Genomic DNA, 18,979 nt, shown 5'->3' on the forward strand with positions numbered 1-18,979 from the left:
TGCGCGGCGCGGCCCGGGACGTCATGTCCCGGGCCTACGCCCCGTACTCCGGCTTCCCCGTGGGTGCCGCCGCGCTCACGGCCGACGGCCGTACCGTGACCGGCTGCAATGTGGAGAACGCCGCCTACGGGGTGGCCCTCTGCGCCGAGTGCGGTCTGATCTCGGAGCTCGTCGCGGGCGGCGGCGGCCGGCTCACCGCCTTCACCTGCTGCGGCCGGGACGGTGAACGGCTGATGCCGTGCGGCCGCTGCCGGCAGCTGCTGTGGGAGCACGGCGGCCCGGACCTGCTTGTGGACACGCCGTCCGGCATCCGTCCGATGACCGAGGTGCTGCCCGACGCCTTCGGCGCTGACGACCTCGGCCGTCACGGCAGCCGCACGGGCGGGGAACGGCACGGCGCGGGCGGGGAACAGCACGCCACCGGCGGGGAACAGCACGGCACAGCAGAAGGGCAGCACTGATGGAACCCATGGACGCCGTCTCCGTCATCCGGACCAAGCGCGACAAGGGCCGGCTGACCGACGCCCAGATCGACTGGGTCATCGACGCCTACACCCGCGGCACGGTCGCCGACGAGCAGATGTCCGCGCTCGCCATGGCGATCCTGCTCAACGGCATGGACCGCGCGGAGACCGCCCGCTGGACCGCGGCGATGATCGCCTCCGGTGAGCGGATGGACTTCTCCTCGCTGCCCCGCCCCACCGCGGACAAGCACTCCACCGGCGGCGTGGGCGACAAGATCACGCTGCCGCTCGCGCCGCTGGTCGCCGCCTGCGGCGCGGCCGTGCCGCAGCTCTCCGGCCGCGGCCTCGGCCACACCGGCGGCACGCTCGACAAGCTGGAGTCGGTCCCCGGCTGGCGGGCGTCGCTGTCCAACGCCGAGATGATGGCCGTGCTGCGGGACGTCGGCGCCGTCATCTGCGCGGCGGGCGACGGGCTCGCCCCGGCCGACAAGAAGCTGTACGCGCTGCGCGACGTCACCGGCACCGTCGAGGCGATACCGCTGATCGCCGCCTCGATCATGTCCAAGAAGATCGCCGAGGGCACGGGCTCCCTGGTGCTGGACGTGAAGGTGGGCTCCGGCGCCTTCATGAAGAACCTGGCCGACGCCCGCGAGCTGGCCACCACCATGGTCGGCCTCGGCACCGACCACGGCGTACGGACCACCGCCCTGCTCACCGACATGTCGGTGCCCCTCGGCCTCACCGCGGGCAACGCCCTCGAAGTCCGGGAATCGGTGGAGGTGCTGGCGGGCGGCGGGCCCGCGGACGTGGTCGAGCTGACCCTGGCGCTGGCCCGCGAGATGCTCGACGCGGCCGGGCTGCCGGACGCCGACCCCGCCAAGGCGCTGGCCGACGGCTCCGCCATGGACCACTGGCGCCGCATGATCGCGGCCCAGGGCGGCGACCCGGACGCGCCGCTGCCGGTCTCGCGCGAGCAGCATGTCGTGACCGCCCCCGCCTCGGGCGTGCTCACCGCCCTGGACGCCTACGCGGTCGGCGTGGCCGCCTGGCGCCTGGGCGCGGGCCGGGCCCGCAAGGAGGACCCGGTGCAGGCCGCGGCGGGCATCGAGATCCACGCCAAGCCGGGCGCGGAGGTCACGGCGGGTCAGCCGCTGCTGACCCTGCACACCGACACCCCGGAGCGTTTCGGCTACGCCGTCGAGGCCCTGGAGGGCGCGGTGGCCGTGCAGCCCCCGGGCACGCCGTACGAGCCGTCGCCGATCGTGCTGGAGCGCATCGCCGCGGACGCCTGAGAGACGGCCCCGGGACGCCCGGCGCGCGGGACGCGCCGGCGGTCGCCCCCCGGCTCGACGAGACCGCCCGCACGGGGCTGGGCCCCACCCCGCCCCGTACGGGTGAAAGGGACCGGTGGACCCGCACCGGTCCCTTTCGGCATGCTGGGATCGGTGACGCACCGATTGAGGAGACCGCCGTGAGCGCACTCACCGTCGACCACCAGCCCGGCAACGGCTACGAGTGGGCCGACCTCGTCCGCTTCTGGAAGGAGACGGACGCCCCCGAGGGCTGCAGGGTGGAGATCATCGAGGGGATCATCACCGTGTCACCGCCACCTGCCAACGACCACAACAACATCGCTGACGACATCCAGCGCCTGCTGTACACCGTGATTCCCCGGGAGTGGGGGATCTACCAAACCCAGGGTGTCTCCGTACCGGGCCGCAAGGGGCTCTTCATCCCGGATCTCGCGGTGATCCCGAAGGAGGCGCTCGACACCCCCGGCTATGAGATTCCCGCCGGGCATGCCCGGTTGATCGTGGAGATCACCTCGGAGAGCAACGCACGCACCGACCGGCTCAGCAAGCCGAGAGCCTATGCCTCGGCCGGCGTTCCGCTGTATCTGCTCGTGGACGCCTGGGCGCCGGGTGGGCCGACCGTGACCCTCTACGGGGAGCCGGTCGGTGATGTGTACCGGCTCCTCCAAGCGGGCAAGTTCGGTGACGGCATTCATGTGCCGGCGCCCTTCGATCTCGTGATCGACACGGGCGTATTCCCGGTCGCCTGAGGCCGCCAACTGGCCCGAGCTGTGCCGGGGCCCTTTCTCCCCTCGTAAGGAGAAGAAAAGGCCCCGGCACACCTCCTTATGAGGTCAGGACCGCGCGTACGCCGCCGGGTGTGCCGCCCGGCAGCGGCGCTCCGCCAAGGCCCTGCGGGTCGCGTACAGCGTGATGCCCGCCGCCGCGACCACGGCCACCAGCCCGAGAGCCACCGTGCCCGGCCAGCCCGCCGCGTGGTACGCCAGGGCGCCCACCGCGCCGCCAACGCTGGAGCCCACGTAGTACGCCGCCTGGTACAGCGCCGAGGCCTGCGCCCGTCCCGTGCACGCGGACCGGCTGACGGAGGACGAGGCCACCGCGTGGCCGGTGAAGAAGCCCGCCGTGACGAGCACCAGCCCGGCGAGCACCGCCGCGATCGCGTCGGCCAGGCTGACCAGCAGCCCCGCCGCCGTCGTCACCACCGCCGCGTAGAGCGCGCCGCGCCGCCCGAGCCGGGCGACCAGCCGGCCCGCCGCGGCGGATGCCACCGTCCCCACCAGGTAGACCAGGAAGACCGAGCCCGCGACCCCCTGGGGCAGCCCGAACGGCTCGTCGGCCAGCCGGTAGCCGATCACCGTGTAGACCGCGCCGAAGACGGTCATGAAGAGCGCGCCGATCGCGTACAGCCGGCACAGCAGCGGATCGGAGAGATGCCCGCCGACGGTCCGCAGCAGGGCCCGCGGGCCGGCCCCGGCCGGGGTGAAGTGCCGGGCCGGGGGCACCAGCAGCCGGAAGACGGCCGCGCAGACCACCGCCAGCAGGGCGAGCACGCCGAGCGCCGCCCGCCAGCCCCACAGCTGGGCGACCCAGCCGGTGACGATCCGGCCGGACATGCCGCCGACGCTGTTGCCCGCGACGAACAGCCCGACCGCCCCGACCAGCGCCTTCGCCCGGACCTCCTCGGCCAGGAAGGCCATCGCGGAGGCGGGCAGCCCGGCGAGCGCCACGCCCTGGACGGTGCGCAGTGCCACGAGCGTGCCGAGATCCGGGGCGAACGGGACCGCCAGCGCGATCAGTACGGCGACCGTCAGCGAACCGGTCATCAGCGCCCGCCGCCCGAAGCGCTCGGAGAGCGCGCTCAGCGGCAGCACCGCCAGCGCCAGCCCGAGGGTGGCGCCGGAGACGGTCCAGCTCGCCGCGTCGGGGGTGGCCCGGAGATCGGCCGAGATGGCGGGGAGCAGCGCCTGCGTGGAGTAGAGCAGGGCGAAGGTGGCCAGACCGGCGGCGAACAGGGCGAGGCTGAGCCGCCGGTAACCGGGGCCGCCGGGGCGGAGCCGGGTGGCGTCGGCGTCGGAGGCGGCCCCGGCGTGGCCGCCGACCCCGGCCGCGACGCGCGCCGCGGAGGTGGAGCCCGGGGAGGGCACGGAGGAGCTCGGGGAGGACGGCGAGGACGGGGACGTCGGGTGGGCGGCGCCCGCGCGGATCACGGCGGACGCCCCGGTATCGGCGGGAGACATACCGGAACCGTAGGCACGCGCGCTTTAATGCGTCCAATGCATGGAATCCGGGAAAACGATGCTCTGCCGCATGACGGCAGTTGAGGGGCGCGCGTGTCACCGAACAGGAACGAAAAAGACATGCCGGTGACAGCCGGGGGCGCTCCCGCCACCGAGGCCGCGGCCGCCGCCGGGCTGGAGGCCGGCTCCTGGCCGGCGCTGCTCGCCCCGCGCCTCGCCCAGTTCGCGGGGGTCGCCCGGTACGAGCACGTCACGCGGGCGGCGGAGGAGCTCGCCGTGCCGCAGTCCACCCTGAGCCGGGCCATGGTCCGGCTGGAGCGGGACCTCGGGGTCGCGCTCTTCGCCCGGCACGGCCGCACGGTGTCGCTCACCCCGGCGGGCCGCACCTTCCTGCGTTCCGTGGAACGGGCCCTCGCCGAGGTGGAGCGCGCCGCCGAGTCGGTACGGGCCGACGCCGATCCGGCCGCGGGCAAGGTCGCCTTCGGCTTCCTCCACACCCTCGGGCCGGAGACCGTGCCGGGCCTCATCCGGGCCTTCCGCGCCGACCATCCCCGGGTCCGCTTCCAGCTCGTGCAGAACTACGGGGAGGCGATGCTCGAACGGCTCCGCGCGGGCGAACTCGACCTCTGCCTCACCGCACCCGTGCCGGACGCCCCGGACCTGGTGGCCCGGCGGCTGGACGAGCAGCGGCTGCGGCTGGTCGTCCCGGAGGGCCACCGGCTGGCCCGCCGCAAGCGGGTGCGGCTCGCGGAGGCGGCCGAGGAGGTCTTCGTCACGCTCGAACCGGGGTACGGGCTGCGCCTCATCACCGACGCGCTGTGCGCGGAGGCGGGCTTCAAGCCGCGGGTGGCGTTCGAGGGGGAGGAGGCCGAGACCCTGAGGGGGCTGGTGGCCGCGGGCCTGGGCGTGGCGCTGCTGCCGCCACCGGCGGTACCGAGGCCGGGGGTGGCGGAGCTGACGGTCACGGCGCCGCGCGCGGTCCGGGAGATCGGCGTGGCCTGGCTGGACGGCCACCCGGACACGCCCCCGGTGGCGGCCTTCAAGCGCTTTCTCCTCTCCCGCCGCGGCCGTCTGCTGCCCCGCTGAGCGGGCCCGGCCGTGGAGGCCCGCCCGGAATGCCGCCCGGCCCGGAAGGCCGCGCCGCGCGGCGCGGCGGGGGCCCGGCGGCACGGCCTCACCCCCGCCGGAGCCGCCCCGCCCCGGTCCCGGCCGCCCGGAAGCCCACCGCGAGGGGCATCCGCAGCCCCAGCGGCGGCGGGGCCGCCAGCGCGTCCTCCACCGGCCGGGAGAACCCGCGCTCGAAGAGCGAGCCGAGGGTGAAGTCCGCTGCCAGAGCCCGGACTTCGGCACGGTGCTGCCGCAGCCCGTGCCCGTCCGAGTGGACCTCGAAGCGGCAGATGTCGCGGTTGGCCTTCTTGACGCGCTGCGCGTAGCGGTAGGACTGCTCGGGGTCGGCCCGCTCGTCGTTCGTCCCGTGCACCAGCAGCACCCGGCGCCCCGCCAGCTGCTTCACGGGGTCGGGGTCGGGCGCGTTCTTGCCCTCCGCCGGCAGCCACGGGGCCAGCGCCAGCACGCAGTTGACCGCCGGCCGGCCCGCGGCGAGCAGCGCGGCCCGGGCCCCCATGCCCGTCCCGGCGAGGCAGACGGGTATGTCGCCGTAGCGCCGGACAACCTCGTCGACGGCCCAGGCGGTGTCCTCCACCGGGTGGGCCGCGGAACCGTTCCAGCCCCGGCGGCGGTAGTGGACGGCGTGGACCACGAGCCCGTCGTCGTGCCCGGCGCGGGCGAGGTGGCGGGCGAGCGGCAGCACCGCCGAGGCCGTCACGGGGGACGGCCGCCCCGTGCCCTCCGGTGGACCGTCCGCGAGCACCAGTACGGCCCCGCTCACCGCCGTTCTCCGCCCGGTCGTCCCCACCGCCCGTCCCAACCGGGCACCCCGCGCCGGCACTGCTTGCTGAGCCATGACAGAACCTTGGCAGACGTCCGGGTGTACTCCACCGCACGGAAAGGTCACCGTTGTGCATCCATCACCGCGGTCACCGGCCGCGTCCCCGCCGGTCACGCCGGGACGGCCGGGAGGTCTACGCGTTCTACGCGCGTAGGAGTTAAAGTACGGAGATGACGGAGACGACGCACCAGACCCGAGGCAGGACCCCCGACGCGGACCAGATCCGCCGCGCCCCGAAGGCCCTGCTCCACGACCACCTCGACGGCGGCCTCCGCCCCGCGACCGTCGTCGAGCTCGCCGCCGAACAGGGCTACGACGGCCTGCCGGAGACCGACCCCGCCGCGCTCGGCCGCTGGTTCCGCGAGGCCGCGGACTCCGGCTCCCTGGAGCGGTACCTGGAGACCTTCGCCCACACCTGCGCCGTCATGCAGACCCGCGAGGCGCTCTTCCGGGTGGCCGCGGAGTGCGCCGAGGACCTCGCCGCCGACGGCGTCGTCTACGCCGAGGTCCGCTACGCGCCGGAGCAGCACCTCACCGGCGGGCTCGCCCTGGAGGAGGTCGTGGAGGCCGTCAACGAGGGCTTCCGCGAGGGCGAGCGCCGGGCCCGGGAGAACGGGCACCGCATCCGCGTCGGCGCCCTGCTGACCGCCATGCGGCACGCCGCCCGCTCCCTGGAGATCGCCGAACTCGCCAACCGCTACCGCGACCTGGGCGTCGTCGGGTTCGACATCGCGGGCGCCGAGGCGGGCTTCCCGCCCACCCGCCACCTCGACGCCTTCGAGTACCTCAAGCGCGAGAACAACCACTTCACCATCCACGCGGGTGAGGCGTTCGGCCTGCCGTCCATCTGGCAGGCGCTCCAGTGGTGCGGAGCCGACCGGCTCGGCCACGGCGTCCGCATCATCGACGACATCCAGGTCGCCGCGGACGGCACGGTGAAGCTCGGGCGGCTCGCCTCCTACGTCCGCGACAAGCGCGTCCCGCTGGAGCTGTGCCCGACCTCCAACCTCCAGACGGGCGCCGCGGAGTCGTACCGCGAACACCCCATCGGTGTGCTGCGCGACCTGTGTTTCCGCGCCACGGTCAACACCGACAACCGGCTCATGAGCGGGACGAGCATGAGCACCGAGTTCGAGCGGCTGGTCGAGGCCTTCGGCTACACCCTCGATGACATGCAGTGGTTCACGGTGAACGCCATGAAGTCCGCCTTCATCCCGTTCGACGAACGTCTCGCCATGATCAACGACGTGATCAAGCCCGGCTATGCCGAGCTGAAGTCCGAGTGGCTCTTCCGTGAGACGGGTGGTGGCGCGCAGGGCTGACGGTGAACGGGGCCGGCCGGCGGGGCGCCGGGTCTGCGGGGCGCTGGGGCCGGACCGCTGGGGCGCCGGGCCGGGACGGCGACCGGGGCGGGAGGACGCGGCGGCCCGCCCCGCCGGGCGTCCGGGGCCGTCCGCCCCGCCGGGCGGAGGACATGCGGAGGCCGCCGGGGCGACGCGCCCGGCCGTTGATTGCGGCCATCTCCGCAGGTGACTACGTTGCGCATGCGTTCGGTGGCGGAGCGTATGCGCAGGCTTCCGCTCGTCCGTCGAATCGCACCACCTCCCCCCAGCAGAGGATGTACGCGATGAAGCAGGTAACCTCCCGGATCTTCCGGGCCGCCGTGCTCGGTGTCGGCTTCGCCGTCGCCGGTGCCGCCGCCGCCGTGGCCGCGCCGGTCGGTTCCATGGCCCCCGCCACCCACCAGGCCCCGCAGCAGACCGATCGCGGCCAGAGCGGTGAGCACAACGGCCACAAGTGCGGTGGATGCCACCACGGCAAGGGTGAGCACCACAAGGGCAAGCACCACCACGGGCACAAGGGGCACCACAAGGGCAAGCACCACCACGGCCAGTGCGACCACCACAAGGGCGGGCACCACCACGGCGGTCACCACAAGGGCGACCACCACCACGGGCACCAGGGCGGCCACCACAAGGGCGGGCACCACTCGCACGGCCGCCAGGCTGTCGACCAGAGCCCCGACACCGCGTCGCGCCTCCCCGGCCGGAACGAGCAGGCCGGGATCGCTCAGGACCGTGAGGCCGCCCCGGGCATGAACGCGGCCATGGCTCCCGCGATGGGTCAGGCCGCGCCGCAGAGCCAGGCCGCGCCGCAGAGCCAGGCCGCGCCGCAGAGCCAGGCCGCGCCGCAGCGCCAGGCTCAGGACGACGCCATGCCGATGGCTCCCGAGCAGGGTCAGGCCGCGCCGGAGCGTCAGGACCGCGGCGAGGCCGCGCCCATGGCTCCCGCGCGGGGTCAGGCCGCGCCGGACCGTCCCGCTCAGGGGCAGGCCGGCTCGCCCCGCACCCTGCCCGCGCAGGACGGCCGGGCCCAGGAGACGGGCGGCATGCTGGACCGGCTGCTCGGAGGTCTGCCGCTCGGCTGACCCCCCGTCCCGCCCGCCCGGAACCGGGCGGCAGCCGGACGGCCGAGCCGCGGAACCGCCGCGGAAACGGCGAGGAGGGGGCGCGCACCCGCTTCAGGGGTGCGCGCCCCCTCCTCTCGTGTGTCCCGGCCGGGTGTCCGGCCTCGGTCTCGGTCCCCCTGCCCGGGGCCGGGTCCCCGGGAGCTCGCCGCCGTGACGCCGGTCCGTCGGGAGACTCACCAGGCCTGCCGGCCGTGGCTCTTCTCGGACGGCAGGAACACCCACAGCGCCAGGTAGAGCAGGAACTGCGGACCGGGCAGCAGGCACGAGGCCAGGAAGATCACCCGCATCGTGGTCGGGGTGGTGCCGAAGCGCCGTGCCAGCGCGGCGCACACCCCGGCGATCATGCGGTTGTCGGTGGGGCGGACCAGGGCGCTCATGGGGACTCCTTCGTGAGGTGTCGAGGACGTCGTGCGATATCTCGACCGTATGCCCAGGAAGGGGACGAAACATCCGCCCAGGGGACCGCACCGACCCCGGGAATCCTCAGGGACGCCCCCTGAGACGTCTCCTCCCCCGGGACACCGCCGGGGCCGCCCGGGGCGGCGGGTACGGACGGTGACGCCCGGCGGGCCCGCTCGCACAGCCGCCGCAGCCATCCCCGGAGCGTCGGCACCAGGGCCAGATGGGCCAGGGCGATGCCCAGCACGTGCAGCACGAGGGAGTCCACGTCGAGCGTCCGTCCCGACAGATTGGTCTGGAGCAGCGCGAGGCCGAGCGACACCATGACGCCGGAGAAGACGGTGCGGGTGAGCGATGCCAGCAGCGGCGCCTCCAGCCGCCCGGCTGCCCAGGGCAGCAGGACGCCGAGCGGTGCCAGCAGCAGCAGCGCCCCGCCGAGATGCTGCACGGCGGGCCAGAAGCCGAGCGCCAGTTCGGCGCGGACCGTCGCCAGCGGCTGCAGATGGGCGGCTGTCACCCAGGGCAGCGACGGCGGGCGCAGCGCGGTCCATGCCACGTACAGCAGGTGGGCGAGCAGGAGGACGAGTCCCGTCGCGCGGAAGCGGAAGGCGGCACGGGCGCCGCAACCATGACGCTGCACGCGGGGGAGGACGCGGCGGCGGGTCCGCGCGGTTCCGGCGCCCGCACCGGGGTGTTCGTTGCCCCGGTCACACCGCTCCGTCACACCGCTCCGTCACGCCGGCTCCGTCACGCACCGCTCCGTCTGCGCTGTCCCGGTCACGTGCCGTCCCGGCCGGGTGCCCGTCCCGGTCGGCTGACGTCTCCGTCACCCACCGTCCCGGCGCACCGTCCGCCGTGGCGGCCCGGTGCTCCGCCGGCCGCGCGTCCCTGCCCGCGCACGGGCTCAGGTCACCGGTACCCCCGTCGTCTGCGCGGCCTCCGGGCGGGCGCGCAGTTCCTCCGTGCACGGGAAGCGCTTCAGCGGATCGTCGCCCGGCCCGCCGAGGACGACGGACTCGTCACCCGCGACGGCGGCGGTGCCCGCGAAGGTGCAGACGAGCTGGGCCAGCGCGTACGCCGGGAGCTCGTCCGGGATGCGGCTCAGCCGGAGCGCGCTGCCGGGGTCCCCGTCCCGCGGTGCCCCGACCTCCAGGCCGTCGGGCACCTCGCTGGAGAAGCCGCCGTCGTCCTCGGCCCGGGAGGGCGGGGTCTGGAGCTCCGTGAGGAGGGCCCGGGCCAGACGCAGCCGGTCCTCCTCCGTCCGCCCCTCCGTGCGCGGCACGACCCGCTTCACCGGCATGATCTGGGCCCCGCACACGAGGTGGACGTCGGTCTGGGCCTCCTTGCCCGAGTCCGGCACGGGGGCGGGGCCGTCCGGGACGCGGCATGACGCCCGGGAGGGCGCCGGGCCCGCGTCCACCGGCACGGAGGTGCCGCGGATGCCGCAGCCCGTGCCGCCCGCGAGGACGAGGACCGCCAGGGCGGCGGACAGCGGGCCGCGCAGGCGGCGGGAACCGGCCGCGGGGGCCGGTGTCGGGGTGGCGGGTATCACGCGGTGTCCTGTCCGTGGCCGTGGCCGTGGCCGTGGCCGTGGCCGTGTTCGTGTCCGGGCCCGTGCTCGTCCGTTCCGGGGCCGGCGGCCTCGGCGTCCATCGGCAGGCGCAGCCGGAACACGGCGCCGCCGTCGGGGTGGTTGGCGACGGCGATGTCGCCGCCGTGGATGTGGGCGTTCTCCAGGGCGATGGAGAGGCCCAGGCCGCTGCCCTCCGAACGCGGCCGGGACGCGCTCGCCTTGTAGAAGCGGTCGAAGACGTGCGGCAGGACGTCCTCGGGGATGCCCGGCCCGTGGTCGCGCACCTCCACGGTCAGCCAGGAGTCCTCGGGCCGGACCGTGACCCGCACCGGCGACCCGCCGTGCTTGAGCGCGTTGCCGATGAGGTTGGCCAGGATGACGTCGAGCCGGCGCGGGTCGAGGCGGGTCACGATGCCGCGCTCGGCGTCGAGTTCGACCGCGTCGAGCCAGGCGCGGGCGTCGATGCAGGCGGTGACCATGTCGGCGACGTCCACGTCGTCGAGCACCAGCCGGGCCGTGCCGGCGTCGAACCGGGTGACCTCCATGAGGTTCTCCACGAGGTCGCCGAGGCGCCGGGTCTCGTCCACCACCAGCCGCACCGCGGGGGCGATCATCGGGTCGAGGTTGTCGGTCTCGTCCTCCAGCACCTCCGTGACGGCGGTGATGGCGGTCAGCGGGGTGCGCAGTTCGTGCGACATGTCGGCGACGAAGCGGCGGCTCGCGGCCTCCCGCGCGCTCAGCTCCGCGACCCGCTTCTCCAGGGAGGCGGCGGCCCCGTTGAACGTCCGGGAGAGTTCGGCCAGTTCGTCCGTCCCGGAGACCTGCAGCCGGGTGTCGAGCTTGCCCTCGCCGAGCCGGCGGGCCGCCTCCCCGAGCCGCTGCACGGGCCGCAGCACGGTGCCGGCCGCGGCCTGGGCGAGCAGCGCCGAGCCGATCAGCGCCAGCGCCGTGGCGATGCCCAGCGACCAGGCAAGGGAGTTGAGGTCCTCGCGCTCGGTGGAGAGCGACTTCAGCATGTAGCCGGTGGGCCCGCCGCCGATCACCTTCGCCCCGCCGACCAGATAGGGGTCGCCGTCGAGGGTGATCCGCTGCCAGTACAGGTGGTACGGCAGCCCGTCGCCCACGTCGGCCGGGCGCTCCTCGTTGACCGCCGTCCGCAGCGTGTCGGGCACCGTCCGCAGCGTGAAACCGCCGGCCCGGGACACCGCGGCGCAGGACCTGTCGTCCCGGTCCCGGTCGACGAGGACCACCTCGTAGCGCTGGGTGCTGTCGGCCATGCGCTCCGCCGCGTGCCGCAGTTGGTCGCACCGCGGGCGCAGGGGCAGCGAGCCGGTGTTGTCGGCGAGCGACTGGCGGAAGTCGTTGAGGGCGGCGTTCTGGGTGCGGGTGAGCACGGCGTCCCGGTTCAGCCAGTACGCGATGCCGGAGGCGGACACGGCGGCGGTGAGCGCGACGAGCGCGAAGACGACCACGAGCCGCAGCCGCAGGCTGGTCAGCCGGAGCAGGCCGGAAGCCCAGCCGCGCACGCGGCCGGAGGGCTGGGTCACTGCGGGGTGTCCAGCCGGTAGCCCACGCCCCGCACGGTGCGGATCAGGGTCGGGGAGGACGGCACGTCCTCGACCTTGGCGCGCAGCCGCTGCACACAGGCGTCCACCAGGCGCGAGTCGCCCAGGTAGTCGTGCTCCCACACCAGCCGCAGCAACTGCTGGCGGGACAGCGCCTGGCCGGGCCGGCGGCTCAGCTCCAGCAGCAGCCTCAGCTCGGTCGGGGTGAGCTGCAGGTCCTCGCCGTTCTTGGTGACCGTCATCGCCGAGCGGTCGATGACGAGGCTGCCGAATGTCGCCGCGTCGTTGTTCTCCCGCTCCCCGCGCCGCAGCACGGCGCGGATCCGGGCGTCGAGGACCCGCGGCTGGATGGGTTTGACGACGTAGTCGTCCGCCCCGGACTCCAGGCCCACCACCACGTCGATGTCATCGCTGCGCGCGGTGAGCAGGATGATCGGGAGCTGGTCGGTGCGGCGGATCCGGCGGCACACCTCGAAGCCGTCGATCCCCGGCAGCATCACGTCCAGCACAATCAGATCCGGCCGCTGCTCGCGCAGCAGTTTCAGGCCGTCCTCGCCCGTCGCCGCGGCCACCACACGGTGGCCCTGGCGCGACAGGGAGAGTTCGAGGGCCGTACGGATGGCGTCATCGTCCTCGATCAGCAACAGGAAAGGCACGTTGGTCATTCTGTCCCACGGAGGGCCGATAGTTCGAGGGTCAAAGGGTCCGGGCCCGGTCCGGACCCCGTCCGGGCCGGGGTTACTGCCCCAAAGGCCCCTGTGACACGGCTGTGACAGGCGGCGGACAGGGCGATGAAACTGGGCGGCCAGTCTGGTGTGCACCGGGCGGGGAGAACGGCCCGGACAGCCAACGGACGTCAGCAGGCTCCGAAGACGGGGGGCGCGGGATGAACACACTGCACACCGGATCCACCAGCGCAGTTGTCACGCGCCTGCATGCCGCCGGCCGGGCCTTCGGACGCGACCGGGTGGAGTCCGGGGGAGAGAAGTCCGGTGCCGTGAGCGGGCGGGGGTGCGCTCGCGGCACCGGGCGGCAGATCCGGCAGCAGAAGCACACGCCGGTGACCGGCACGGTCACGGGGGCCGGCGGGGGCGGCTCCCCGCGGGGGACCGGCGCGTACGGGGAGACGGGGGAGCGGCACGGCCTGCCGGAGGCGGAGTTCACCGCCTACGTCCGGGAACGCCGCGCCTCCCTGTACGCGACGGCCTACCACCTGACCGGTGACCGGTACGAGGCGGAGGACCTGCTGCAGAGCGCGCTGTTCTCCACCTACCGGGCCTGGGAGCGGATCAGCGACAAGGCCGCCGTCGGCGGGTATCTGCGGCGCACCATGACGAATCTGCACATCAGCGCCTGGCGCCGGCGCAAGCTCAACGAGTACCCGACCGAGGAACTGCCGGAGACGGCCGGCGACCACGACGCGATGCGCGGCACCGAACTGCGCGCCGTGCTGTGGCAGGCGCTGGCCCGGCTGCCCGAACTCCAGCGCACCATGCTGGTACTGCGCTACTACGAGGGCCGCACCGACCCGGAGATCGCCGACATCCTCGGCATCAGCGTCGGCACGGTCAAGAGCAGCATCTGGCGCTCGCTGCGCCGGCTGCGCGAGGACGAGGCGCTCAGCTTCGGCCGGGACCAGGAGGAGTCCTTCGGCGAGCTGGTCGCCTGAGACCCACCGGCGGCGGGGGCCGCCGACGGGACACGGGGGAACGGGGTCACGGGGGCCCACGGGGGAACAGCACGGGGGAGCAACGGGGGCCTGCCCATCGGGGGACGGGCAGGGCAACGGGGGTCACCGCTTCGGGGAGCGGTGGCAGAGGCGGGACCGAGCGGCCGGGGGGTCTGTTCGGTCCCGCTTCGCCGTGTCCGGGGGTGCGGGAGCCGGGTGTTGGGGGCGCCGGGCCGGCCGCGTGTCCGCGTGTCCGCGCGGCGCCGTGCCCGCGCGGCCGAGCGCCCGCGGCGGCCGGGCTGTTCCGTGGCGCGCCCGGCCTGATGCCCGCCGGTTCGTCCGACTCCCGGCACCGCCGTGACCGAGCGCTTCCGGTGAACGCCGTTACGCCCCGGGGCCCGCCGTGGCCGTGGAACGGGCCGGTGCCGGGCGCTGGGCCGGGATGGCGGGGGTTCCGGCGGCGGTTGCCGGGGAGGCGGCCCGCACGGCCGCCGGGACGCGGTGCGCCGCGGCCGCCGTGATCCGGGCGAGCGCCTCGTCCCGGCCGCAGGGGTGGGCGCCGAGCGCCGACTGGCGGTCCACGATGCCGCGTTCGGCACGCATCAGCCGCCAGCCGCGCCGCAGCAGGACGGGAACGGACTTGCGCCCCTCCCGCAGGTCGCGGAGCAGCCGCCGCCGGAAGGTGGTGGACGGCCGGCCGCGCAGGCACAGGGCGTCCGCCAGCATCCCTTGCGCGCGGCAGCGTTCGATGATGTCGGCGGCGAAGATGCCCTCCGCGACGAACAGGGGCGCGTCACCGATGCCGAGCGTCTCCTCGCCGGTACGCGAACTCGTCGCGATGTCGTACACCGGGACGACCGCCCGGCCCGTGCGGCACAGCGCGGTCACCGCGGCCACCGCCGCGTCCGCGTCCCAGGAGAGCGGTGAGTCCCAGTCCGTGCCGCCGCCGTCGGGGAGTTGGGGCAGGGCCGGGTCGCCGGTCTCGCGGTAGAAGTCGTCGAGGCGCAGGACGGGCAGGCCGGTGCGGGCGGCGAGGGACGATTTGCCGGAACCGGAGGGCCCCGTCAGGAGGACGACTCGGGCGAGCGGGTGCGGTTGACGGTTCACGGAACGCCATTCTCCCGCATGGCACGGCGTACGCGGCAGGGGGACGGGGCCCGGACTTTCCGTCGCGCCGGGATCACCCGGCGTGCCCGGAACCGGAACCGCGGCGGGGGTGTGCCCAGTGGGGCACGGAGGGCGACGCACGGGACGGCGGCATGGTGCGGGGGGTGAGGTCCTGGTGCGGGGCGATGGCCGGGCAGCAGGACGGCACGGCGGCAGGGTGGCACGGTCCGGCTGCACGGCTGCACGGCTGCACGGCTGCACGGCTGCACGGCAACAGGACGGCACGACGGCAGGACGGCCTCGTGCGGGATGACGGCATCGCAAGGCCAACGGCCTCGCGCGACAGGCCCCGGCGGAACCGGAAAAGCGGTTCCGCCGGGGCCTGTTGAGCCTGCCTGCCCGCGGTGGGCACGCGGGCACGGGTGCACGCGAGCACAGGGGGCACGCCGGACGGGCGTGGGACCCCGTCCGGGTCAGACGCCCATCGGGTGCCAGACCGTCTTCGTCTCCAGGAAGGCCAGCAGCCGCTCCGTGCCCGGGTCGGCCGCCCAGTCCGTACCGGCCGACGGGCGGAGCACCCGCTTGAGGTTGTCGGCCGCGGCCGTCTCCAGCTCCTTCGCCAGGGCGGCGTCCGCCCCGGCCAGGTCGATCGCGTTGACATCCTGGTGGGCGGCGAGCGGTGCGGCGATCTCCGCGGTGCGGCCGGAGAGGAGGTTGACGACCCCGCCCGGCAGATCGGAGGTGGCCAGCACCTCGCCCAGGGAGAGCGCCGGGAGCGGAGCGCTCCCGGACGCCACGACCACGGCCGTGTTGCCGGTGACGATCACCGGGGCGAGCACCGACACCAGCCCGAGGAAGGAGGAGTCCTGCGGGGCCAGCACCGCCACGACCCCGGTCGGACCCGGCGTGGAGAGGTTGAAGTACGGGCCCGCGACCGGGTTGGCCGCGCCGGCGATCTGGGCGACCTTGTCGGACCAGCCCGCGTACCAGACCCAGCGGTCGACCGCCGCGTCCACCCGGGCCGCCGCCTTCGCCTTCGACAGCCCTTCCGCGGCGGCCACTTCGGCGGTGAACTGCTCGCGCCGGCCCTCCAGCATCTCGGCGATCCGGTAGAGGATCTGGCCCCGGTTGTAGGCCGTGGCGCCGGACCAGCCGGGGAAGGCCTTGCGGGCCGCGACGACCGCGTCCCGCGCGTCCTTGCGGGAGGACAGGGGCGCGTTCGCCAGCCAGTTGCCCTTGCTGTCGGCCACCTCGTACACCCGTCCGCTCTCGGAGCGGGGGAACTTCCCCCCGACGAACAGCTTGTAGGTCTTGAGCACGTTCAGCCGCGCGGCGCGCTCCGCGGCGCCCCCGCCGGCGTTCCCGGACACACCGGTCGCGCCCTTCGCACCCTTCGCATCGGTCGCATCAGACATCGAGGTACGCCTCCAGGCCGTGACGTCCGCCCTCGCGGCCGTAGCCGGACTCCTTGTAGCCGCCGAACGGCGAGGTGGGGTCGAACTTGTTGAACGTGTTGGCCCAGACGACGCCCGCGCGGAGCTTCTCGGCCGTCCACAGGATGCGGGAGCCCTTCTCCGTCCAGATGCCGGCGGAGAGCCCGTACGGGGTGTTGTTGGCCTTCTCCACGGCCTCCGCCGGGGTGCGGAAGGTCAGCACCGACAGCACCGGGCCGAAGATCTCCTCGCGGGCGATGCGGTGCGCCTGGGTGACTCCGGTGAACAGGGTCGGCGCGAACCAGTAGCCGGAGGACGGGAGTTCGCAGGACGGGGACCAGCGCTCGGCGCCCTCCCGCTCGCCCGCGTCGGCCAGGGCCCGGATCCGGGCCAGCTGCTCGGGGGAGTTGATGGCGCCGATGTCGGTGTTCTTGTCGAGCGGGTCGCCGACCCGGAGGGTCGCCATCCGCCGCTTGAGGGCGTCCAGCACCTCCTCCGCCACCGACTCCTGCACCAGCAGCCGCGAGCCCGCGCAGCAGACATGGCCCTGGTTGAAGAAGATGCCGTTCACGATGCCCTCGACGGCCTGGTCGACGGGCGCGTCGTCGTAGACGATGTTGGCGGCCTTGCCGCCCAGCTCCAGGGTGAGCTTCTTCCTCGTCCCGGCGACCGTGCGCGCGATGGCCTTGCCGACCTCGGTGGAGCCCGTGAAGGCCACCTTGTCGACGCCCTCGTGACCCACCAGCGCGGCACCGGCCGTGCCGTCGCCCGTCACGATGTTGACGACACCGCGCGGCAGACCGGCCTGCCGGCAGATGTCCGCGAAGAACAGCGCGGACAGCGGGGTGGTCTCGGCGGGCTTCAGGACGACCGTGTTGCCGGTGGCCAGCGCCGGGGCGATCTTCCACGCCAGCATCAGCAGCGGGAAGTTCCACGGGATGACCTGCCCGGCCACGCCCAGCGGCTTCGGGGCGGCGCCGTAGCCGGCGTACGCCAGCTTGTCGGCCCAGCCCGCGTAGTAGAAGAAGTGCGCGGCGGCCAGCGGGAGGTCGGTGTCGCGCGACTCGCGGATCGGCTTGCCGTTGTCGAGCGACTCCAGCACGGCCAGTTCGCGTGAGCGCTCCTGGATGATCCGGGCGATGCGGAACAGGTACTTGGCCCGCTCCGCGCCGGGCAGCGCCGACCAGGGGCCGAAGGCCCGGCGGGCGGCCGCCACGGCCGCGTCGACGTCCTCCGGGCCGCCCAGGGCGACCTCGGAGAGCACCTCCTCGGAGGAGGGGGAGACGGTCGTGAAGACCTTGCCGCCGGCCGCCTCGCGGAACTCGCCGTCGATGAAGTGGCCGTAGGCCGGCGCGATGGTGACGACCGAGCGCGACTCGGGCGCCGGCGCGTAGGCGAACGCGCCCCGGGGCGCCTGCCGCGCCGCCTGCTTGTCCACGGGCTGGGTGTCCTCGGTCCTCTGGGGGGTGTCCTGGGGGGTGCCCCGGTTCGGGGTCGTGGGATCCGTCATGGGGCTCAGTCCACCGTCACATAGTCGGGGCCGGAGTAGCGCCCGGTGCTCAGCTTCTGCCGCTGCATCAGCAGATCGTTGAGGAGGCTGGAGGCGCCGAAGCGGAACCAGTCCGCGGTCAGCCACTCCTCGCCCAGCGTCTCGTTGACCATCACCAGGTACTTGACCGCGTCCTTGGTGGTCCGGATGCCGCCCGCGGGCTTCACGCCCACCCGCACCCCGACGGCCGCGCGGAAGTCGCGCACGGCCTCCAGCATGAGCAGGGTGACGGGCGGGGTCGCGTTGACGGCGACCTTGCCGGTGGAGGTCTTGATGAAGTCGGCGCCCGCGAGCATCGCGAGCCAGGAGGCCCGGCGCACGTTGTCGTACGTCTGCAGTTCGCCCGTCTCGAAGATCACCTTGAGGTGGGCGGCGGTGCCGTCCTCGCGCCGGCAGACCTCCTTGACCTGCCGGATCTCCTCGAACACCTGGAGATAGCGGCCGGAGAGGAAGGCGCCGCGGTCGATCACCATGTCGATCTCGTCCGCGCCGGCCGCCACCGCGTCCCGGGTGTCGGCCAGCTTCACGGGCAGCGCGGCCCGGCCCGCCGGGAAGGCGGTGGCGACGGAGGCCACGCTGATCTCCGGAGCCCCGGCGTCGAGCAGTGCCGCCTTCGCGGTGGCCGCCATGTCCGGGTAGACGCAGATCGCCGCGACCCTCGGGACGGTCCGGTCCAGCGGGTCCGGGTGGGCCCCCTTGGCGCAGAGCGCCCGGACCTTGCCCGGGGTGTCCGCGCCCTCCAGGGTCGTCAGGTCAATCATGGAGATGGCCAGGTCGATGGCGTAGGCCTTCGCCGTGGTCTTGATCGAGCGGGTGCCGAGGGCCGCCGCGCGGGCCTGCAGGCCGACGGCGTCGACACCCGGCAGGCCGTGCAGAAAGCGGCGCAGCGCGGCGTCGGAGGCGGTCACGTCCGCCATCGACGCCAGACGCTCCGGGGCCTCGCTGCCGTACGCGGGTACTGCGGGCTTGGGAAGCATGGTCACCAGGTGAGCATATCTACGCGCGTAGCGACTGTCACCCCCGGGGAGGGTGGTTCCGGACACCTCCCGGACGCCCGGCCCCGCACCGCACCGCCCTGCCGGGGCGGGCGGGCGGCGGGCCCTCTTGGCGGACCGGCCCGGGAGGTGCGGGCTGCCGCGGCCCCGTCAGCCCCGCGCCCGGTCCGGCCGGTGTCCTGCCGCGTACCGCCGGGGTTCCGGCGGCGGCCGTCCGCGGAGGCCCGGGCGGAGCCGGGCGGACATGCCGCCGGACA

18 protein-coding genes are annotated in these 18,979 nt (G+C 74.4%); 7 read left to right on the forward strand and 11 right to left on the reverse strand.

What is annotated here, in order from left to right:
* The first annotated feature begins 23 nt into the window (after positions 1-23).
* The 3 genes from IF83_RS0125380 (at position 24) to IF83_RS0125390 (ending at position 2,526) form a co-directional block, all read left to right on the forward strand.
* Positions 24-461, forward strand: coding sequence for a cytidine deaminase (locus IF83_RS0125380; protein ID WP_078843866.1), 438 nt, complete (start codon positions 24-26; stop codon positions 459-461).
* Positions 462-469: 8 nt separating this feature from the next.
* Positions 470-1,756 carry a thymidine phosphorylase gene (locus IF83_RS0125385; protein ID WP_030548003.1) on the forward strand — a complete coding sequence of 429 codons (1,287 nt, stop codon included), beginning with the start codon at positions 470-472 and terminating at the stop codon, positions 1,754-1,756.
* A 179-nt stretch (positions 1,757-1,935) separates the two neighbouring features.
* On the forward strand, positions 1,936-2,526 hold the full coding sequence (locus IF83_RS0125390; protein WP_030548004.1) for a Uma2 family endonuclease: 591 nt from the start codon (positions 1,936-1,938) through the stop codon (positions 2,524-2,526).
* Positions 2,527-2,610: 84 nt separating this feature from the next.
* On the opposite strand, the gene IF83_RS0125395 is transcribed toward IF83_RS0125390, so the two are convergent.
* Positions 2,611-4,014: an MFS transporter gene (locus tag IF83_RS0125395; protein WP_030548005.1), complete on the reverse strand. Its 1,404-nt coding sequence runs from the start codon at positions 4,012-4,014 to the stop codon at positions 2,611-2,613.
* Positions 4,015-4,134: 120 nt separating this feature from the next.
* Between IF83_RS0125395 and IF83_RS0125400 the strand changes: the two genes are divergently transcribed.
* Positions 4,135-5,100 carry a LysR family transcriptional regulator gene (locus IF83_RS0125400; protein ID WP_078843859.1) on the forward strand — a complete coding sequence of 322 codons (966 nt, stop codon included), beginning with the start codon at positions 4,135-4,137 and terminating at the stop codon, positions 5,098-5,100.
* Between the two features lie 88 nt (positions 5,101-5,188).
* Here the strand turns inward: IF83_RS0125400 and IF83_RS0125405 are convergent, their stop codons facing one another.
* Positions 5,189-5,977 (reverse strand): prolyl oligopeptidase family serine peptidase, encoded by a 789-nt coding sequence (locus IF83_RS0125405; RefSeq protein ID WP_030548007.1) that lies wholly within the window; start codon positions 5,975-5,977, stop codon positions 5,189-5,191.
* Between the two features lie 155 nt (positions 5,978-6,132).
* On the opposite strand from IF83_RS0125405, the gene IF83_RS0125410 reads away from it, so the two are divergent.
* Together IF83_RS0125410 and IF83_RS33870 are read left to right on the forward strand one after the other, a co-directional pair.
* Positions 6,133-7,284: an adenosine deaminase gene (locus IF83_RS0125410; RefSeq protein WP_030548008.1), complete on the forward strand. Its 1,152-nt coding sequence runs from the start codon at positions 6,133-6,135 to the stop codon at positions 7,282-7,284.
* Between the two features lie 305 nt (positions 7,285-7,589).
* Positions 7,590-8,390, forward strand: a complete 801-nt coding sequence (locus IF83_RS33870) for a hypothetical protein (RefSeq protein ID WP_030548009.1) — start codon at positions 7,590-7,592, stop codon at positions 8,388-8,390.
* Between the two features lie 215 nt (positions 8,391-8,605).
* Here IF83_RS33870 and IF83_RS0125420 read toward each other — a convergent pair whose 3' ends face one another.
* The 5 genes from IF83_RS0125420 to afsQ1 form a co-directional block, all read right to left on the reverse strand.
* The gene (locus IF83_RS0125420; RefSeq protein ID WP_030548010.1) at positions 8,606-8,809 is read right to left on the reverse strand and encodes a PspC domain-containing protein; all 204 of its coding nucleotides are present in this window, start codon (positions 8,807-8,809) and stop codon (positions 8,606-8,608) included.
* A complete protein-coding gene (locus IF83_RS0125425; RefSeq protein ID WP_051723398.1) occupies positions 8,806-9,471 on the reverse strand; it encodes a VanZ family protein in 666 nt (221 codons plus the stop codon). Before IF83_RS0125425 ends, IF83_RS0125420 begins: the two co-directional genes overlap by 4 nt.
* Positions 9,472-9,735: 264 nt before the next feature.
* Complete coding sequence (locus IF83_RS0125430) at positions 9,736-10,383, reverse strand: hypothetical protein (RefSeq protein ID WP_244177204.1); 648 nt, start codon at positions 10,381-10,383, stop codon at positions 9,736-9,738.
* Positions 10,380-11,951, reverse strand: a complete 1,572-nt coding sequence (locus tag IF83_RS0125435) for a sensor histidine kinase (RefSeq protein ID WP_051723379.1) — start codon at positions 11,949-11,951, stop codon at positions 10,380-10,382. Before IF83_RS0125435 ends, IF83_RS0125430 begins: the two co-directional genes overlap by 4 nt.
* On the reverse strand, positions 11,948-12,625 hold the full coding sequence (afsQ1, locus tag IF83_RS0125440; RefSeq protein WP_208605941.1) for a two-component system response regulator AfsQ1: 678 nt from the start codon (positions 12,623-12,625) through the stop codon (positions 11,948-11,950). Before afsQ1 ends, IF83_RS0125435 begins: the two co-directional genes overlap by 4 nt.
* Positions 12,626-12,855: 230 nt before the next feature.
* Here afsQ1 and IF83_RS0125445 point away from each other — a divergent pair, with 230 nt between their 5' ends.
* Entirely contained in the window at positions 12,856-13,638 is a 783-nt protein-coding gene (locus tag IF83_RS0125445) for a SigE family RNA polymerase sigma factor (RefSeq protein WP_030548015.1), read from the forward strand.
* Positions 13,639-14,022: 384 nt separating this feature from the next.
* Here IF83_RS0125445 and IF83_RS0125450 read toward each other — a convergent pair whose 3' ends face one another.
* The 4 genes from IF83_RS0125450 to deoC form a co-directional block, all read right to left on the reverse strand.
* Complete coding sequence (locus tag IF83_RS0125450; protein WP_051723381.1) at positions 14,023-14,745, reverse strand: hypothetical protein; 723 nt, start codon at positions 14,743-14,745, stop codon at positions 14,023-14,025.
* A gap of 473 nt (positions 14,746-15,218) precedes the next feature.
* On the reverse strand, positions 15,219-16,160 hold the full coding sequence (locus tag IF83_RS0125455) for an aldehyde dehydrogenase family protein (protein WP_078843860.1): 942 nt from the start codon (positions 16,158-16,160) through the stop codon (positions 15,219-15,221).
* Complete coding sequence (locus IF83_RS0125460) at positions 16,153-17,688, reverse strand: aldehyde dehydrogenase family protein (protein ID WP_078843861.1); 1,536 nt, start codon at positions 17,686-17,688, stop codon at positions 16,153-16,155. The genes IF83_RS0125455 and IF83_RS0125460 overlap by 8 nt, the downstream gene beginning before the upstream one ends.
* A 5-nt stretch (positions 17,689-17,693) precedes the next feature.
* Positions 17,694-18,704, reverse strand: coding sequence for a deoxyribose-phosphate aldolase (deoC, locus tag IF83_RS0125465; protein WP_030548019.1), 1,011 nt, complete (start codon positions 18,702-18,704; stop codon positions 17,694-17,696).
* Positions 18,705-18,979: the final 275 nt, after the last annotated feature.

Origin of the sequence: Streptomyces albus subsp. albus, from assembly GCF_000719865.1 — a bacterium.
Lineage (GTDB): Bacteria > Actinomycetota > Actinomycetes > Streptomycetales > Streptomycetaceae > Streptomyces > Streptomyces albus_E.

Coding starts and splice junctions, on each gene's coding strand:
- IF83_RS0125380 (WP_078843866.1), top strand. CDS start 24: ATGTCCCGGGCCTACGCCCCGTACTCCGGCTTCCCCGTGGGTGCCGCC.
- IF83_RS0125385 (WP_030548003.1), top strand. CDS start 470: ATGGACGCCGTCTCCGTCATCCGGACCAAGCGCGACAAGGGCCGGCTG.
- IF83_RS0125395 (WP_030548005.1), bottom strand. CDS start 4,014: ATGTCTCCCGCCGATACCGGGGCGTCCGCCGTGATCCGCGCGGGCGCC.
- IF83_RS0125400 (WP_078843859.1), top strand. CDS start 4,135: ATGCCGGTGACAGCCGGGGGCGCTCCCGCCACCGAGGCCGCGGCCGCC.
- IF83_RS0125405 (WP_030548007.1), bottom strand. CDS start 5,977: ATGGCTCAGCAAGCAGTGCCGGCGCGGGGTGCCCGGTTGGGACGGGCG.
- IF83_RS0125410 (WP_030548008.1), top strand. CDS start 6,133: ATGACGGAGACGACGCACCAGACCCGAGGCAGGACCCCCGACGCGGAC.
- IF83_RS33870 (WP_030548009.1), top strand. CDS start 7,590: ATGAAGCAGGTAACCTCCCGGATCTTCCGGGCCGCCGTGCTCGGTGTC.
- IF83_RS0125420 (WP_030548010.1), bottom strand. CDS start 8,809: ATGAGCGCCCTGGTCCGCCCCACCGACAACCGCATGATCGCCGGGGTG.
- IF83_RS0125445 (WP_030548015.1), top strand. CDS start 12,856: ATGAACACACTGCACACCGGATCCACCAGCGCAGTTGTCACGCGCCTG.
- IF83_RS0125455 (WP_078843860.1), bottom strand. CDS start 16,160: ATGTCTGATGCGACCGATGCGAAGGGTGCGAAGGGCGCGACCGGTGTG.
- IF83_RS0125460 (WP_078843861.1), bottom strand. CDS start 17,688: ATGACGGATCCCACGACCCCGAACCGGGGCACCCCCCAGGACACCCCC.
- deoC (WP_030548019.1), bottom strand. CDS start 18,704: ATGCTTCCCAAGCCCGCAGTACCCGCGTACGGCAGCGAGGCCCCGGAG.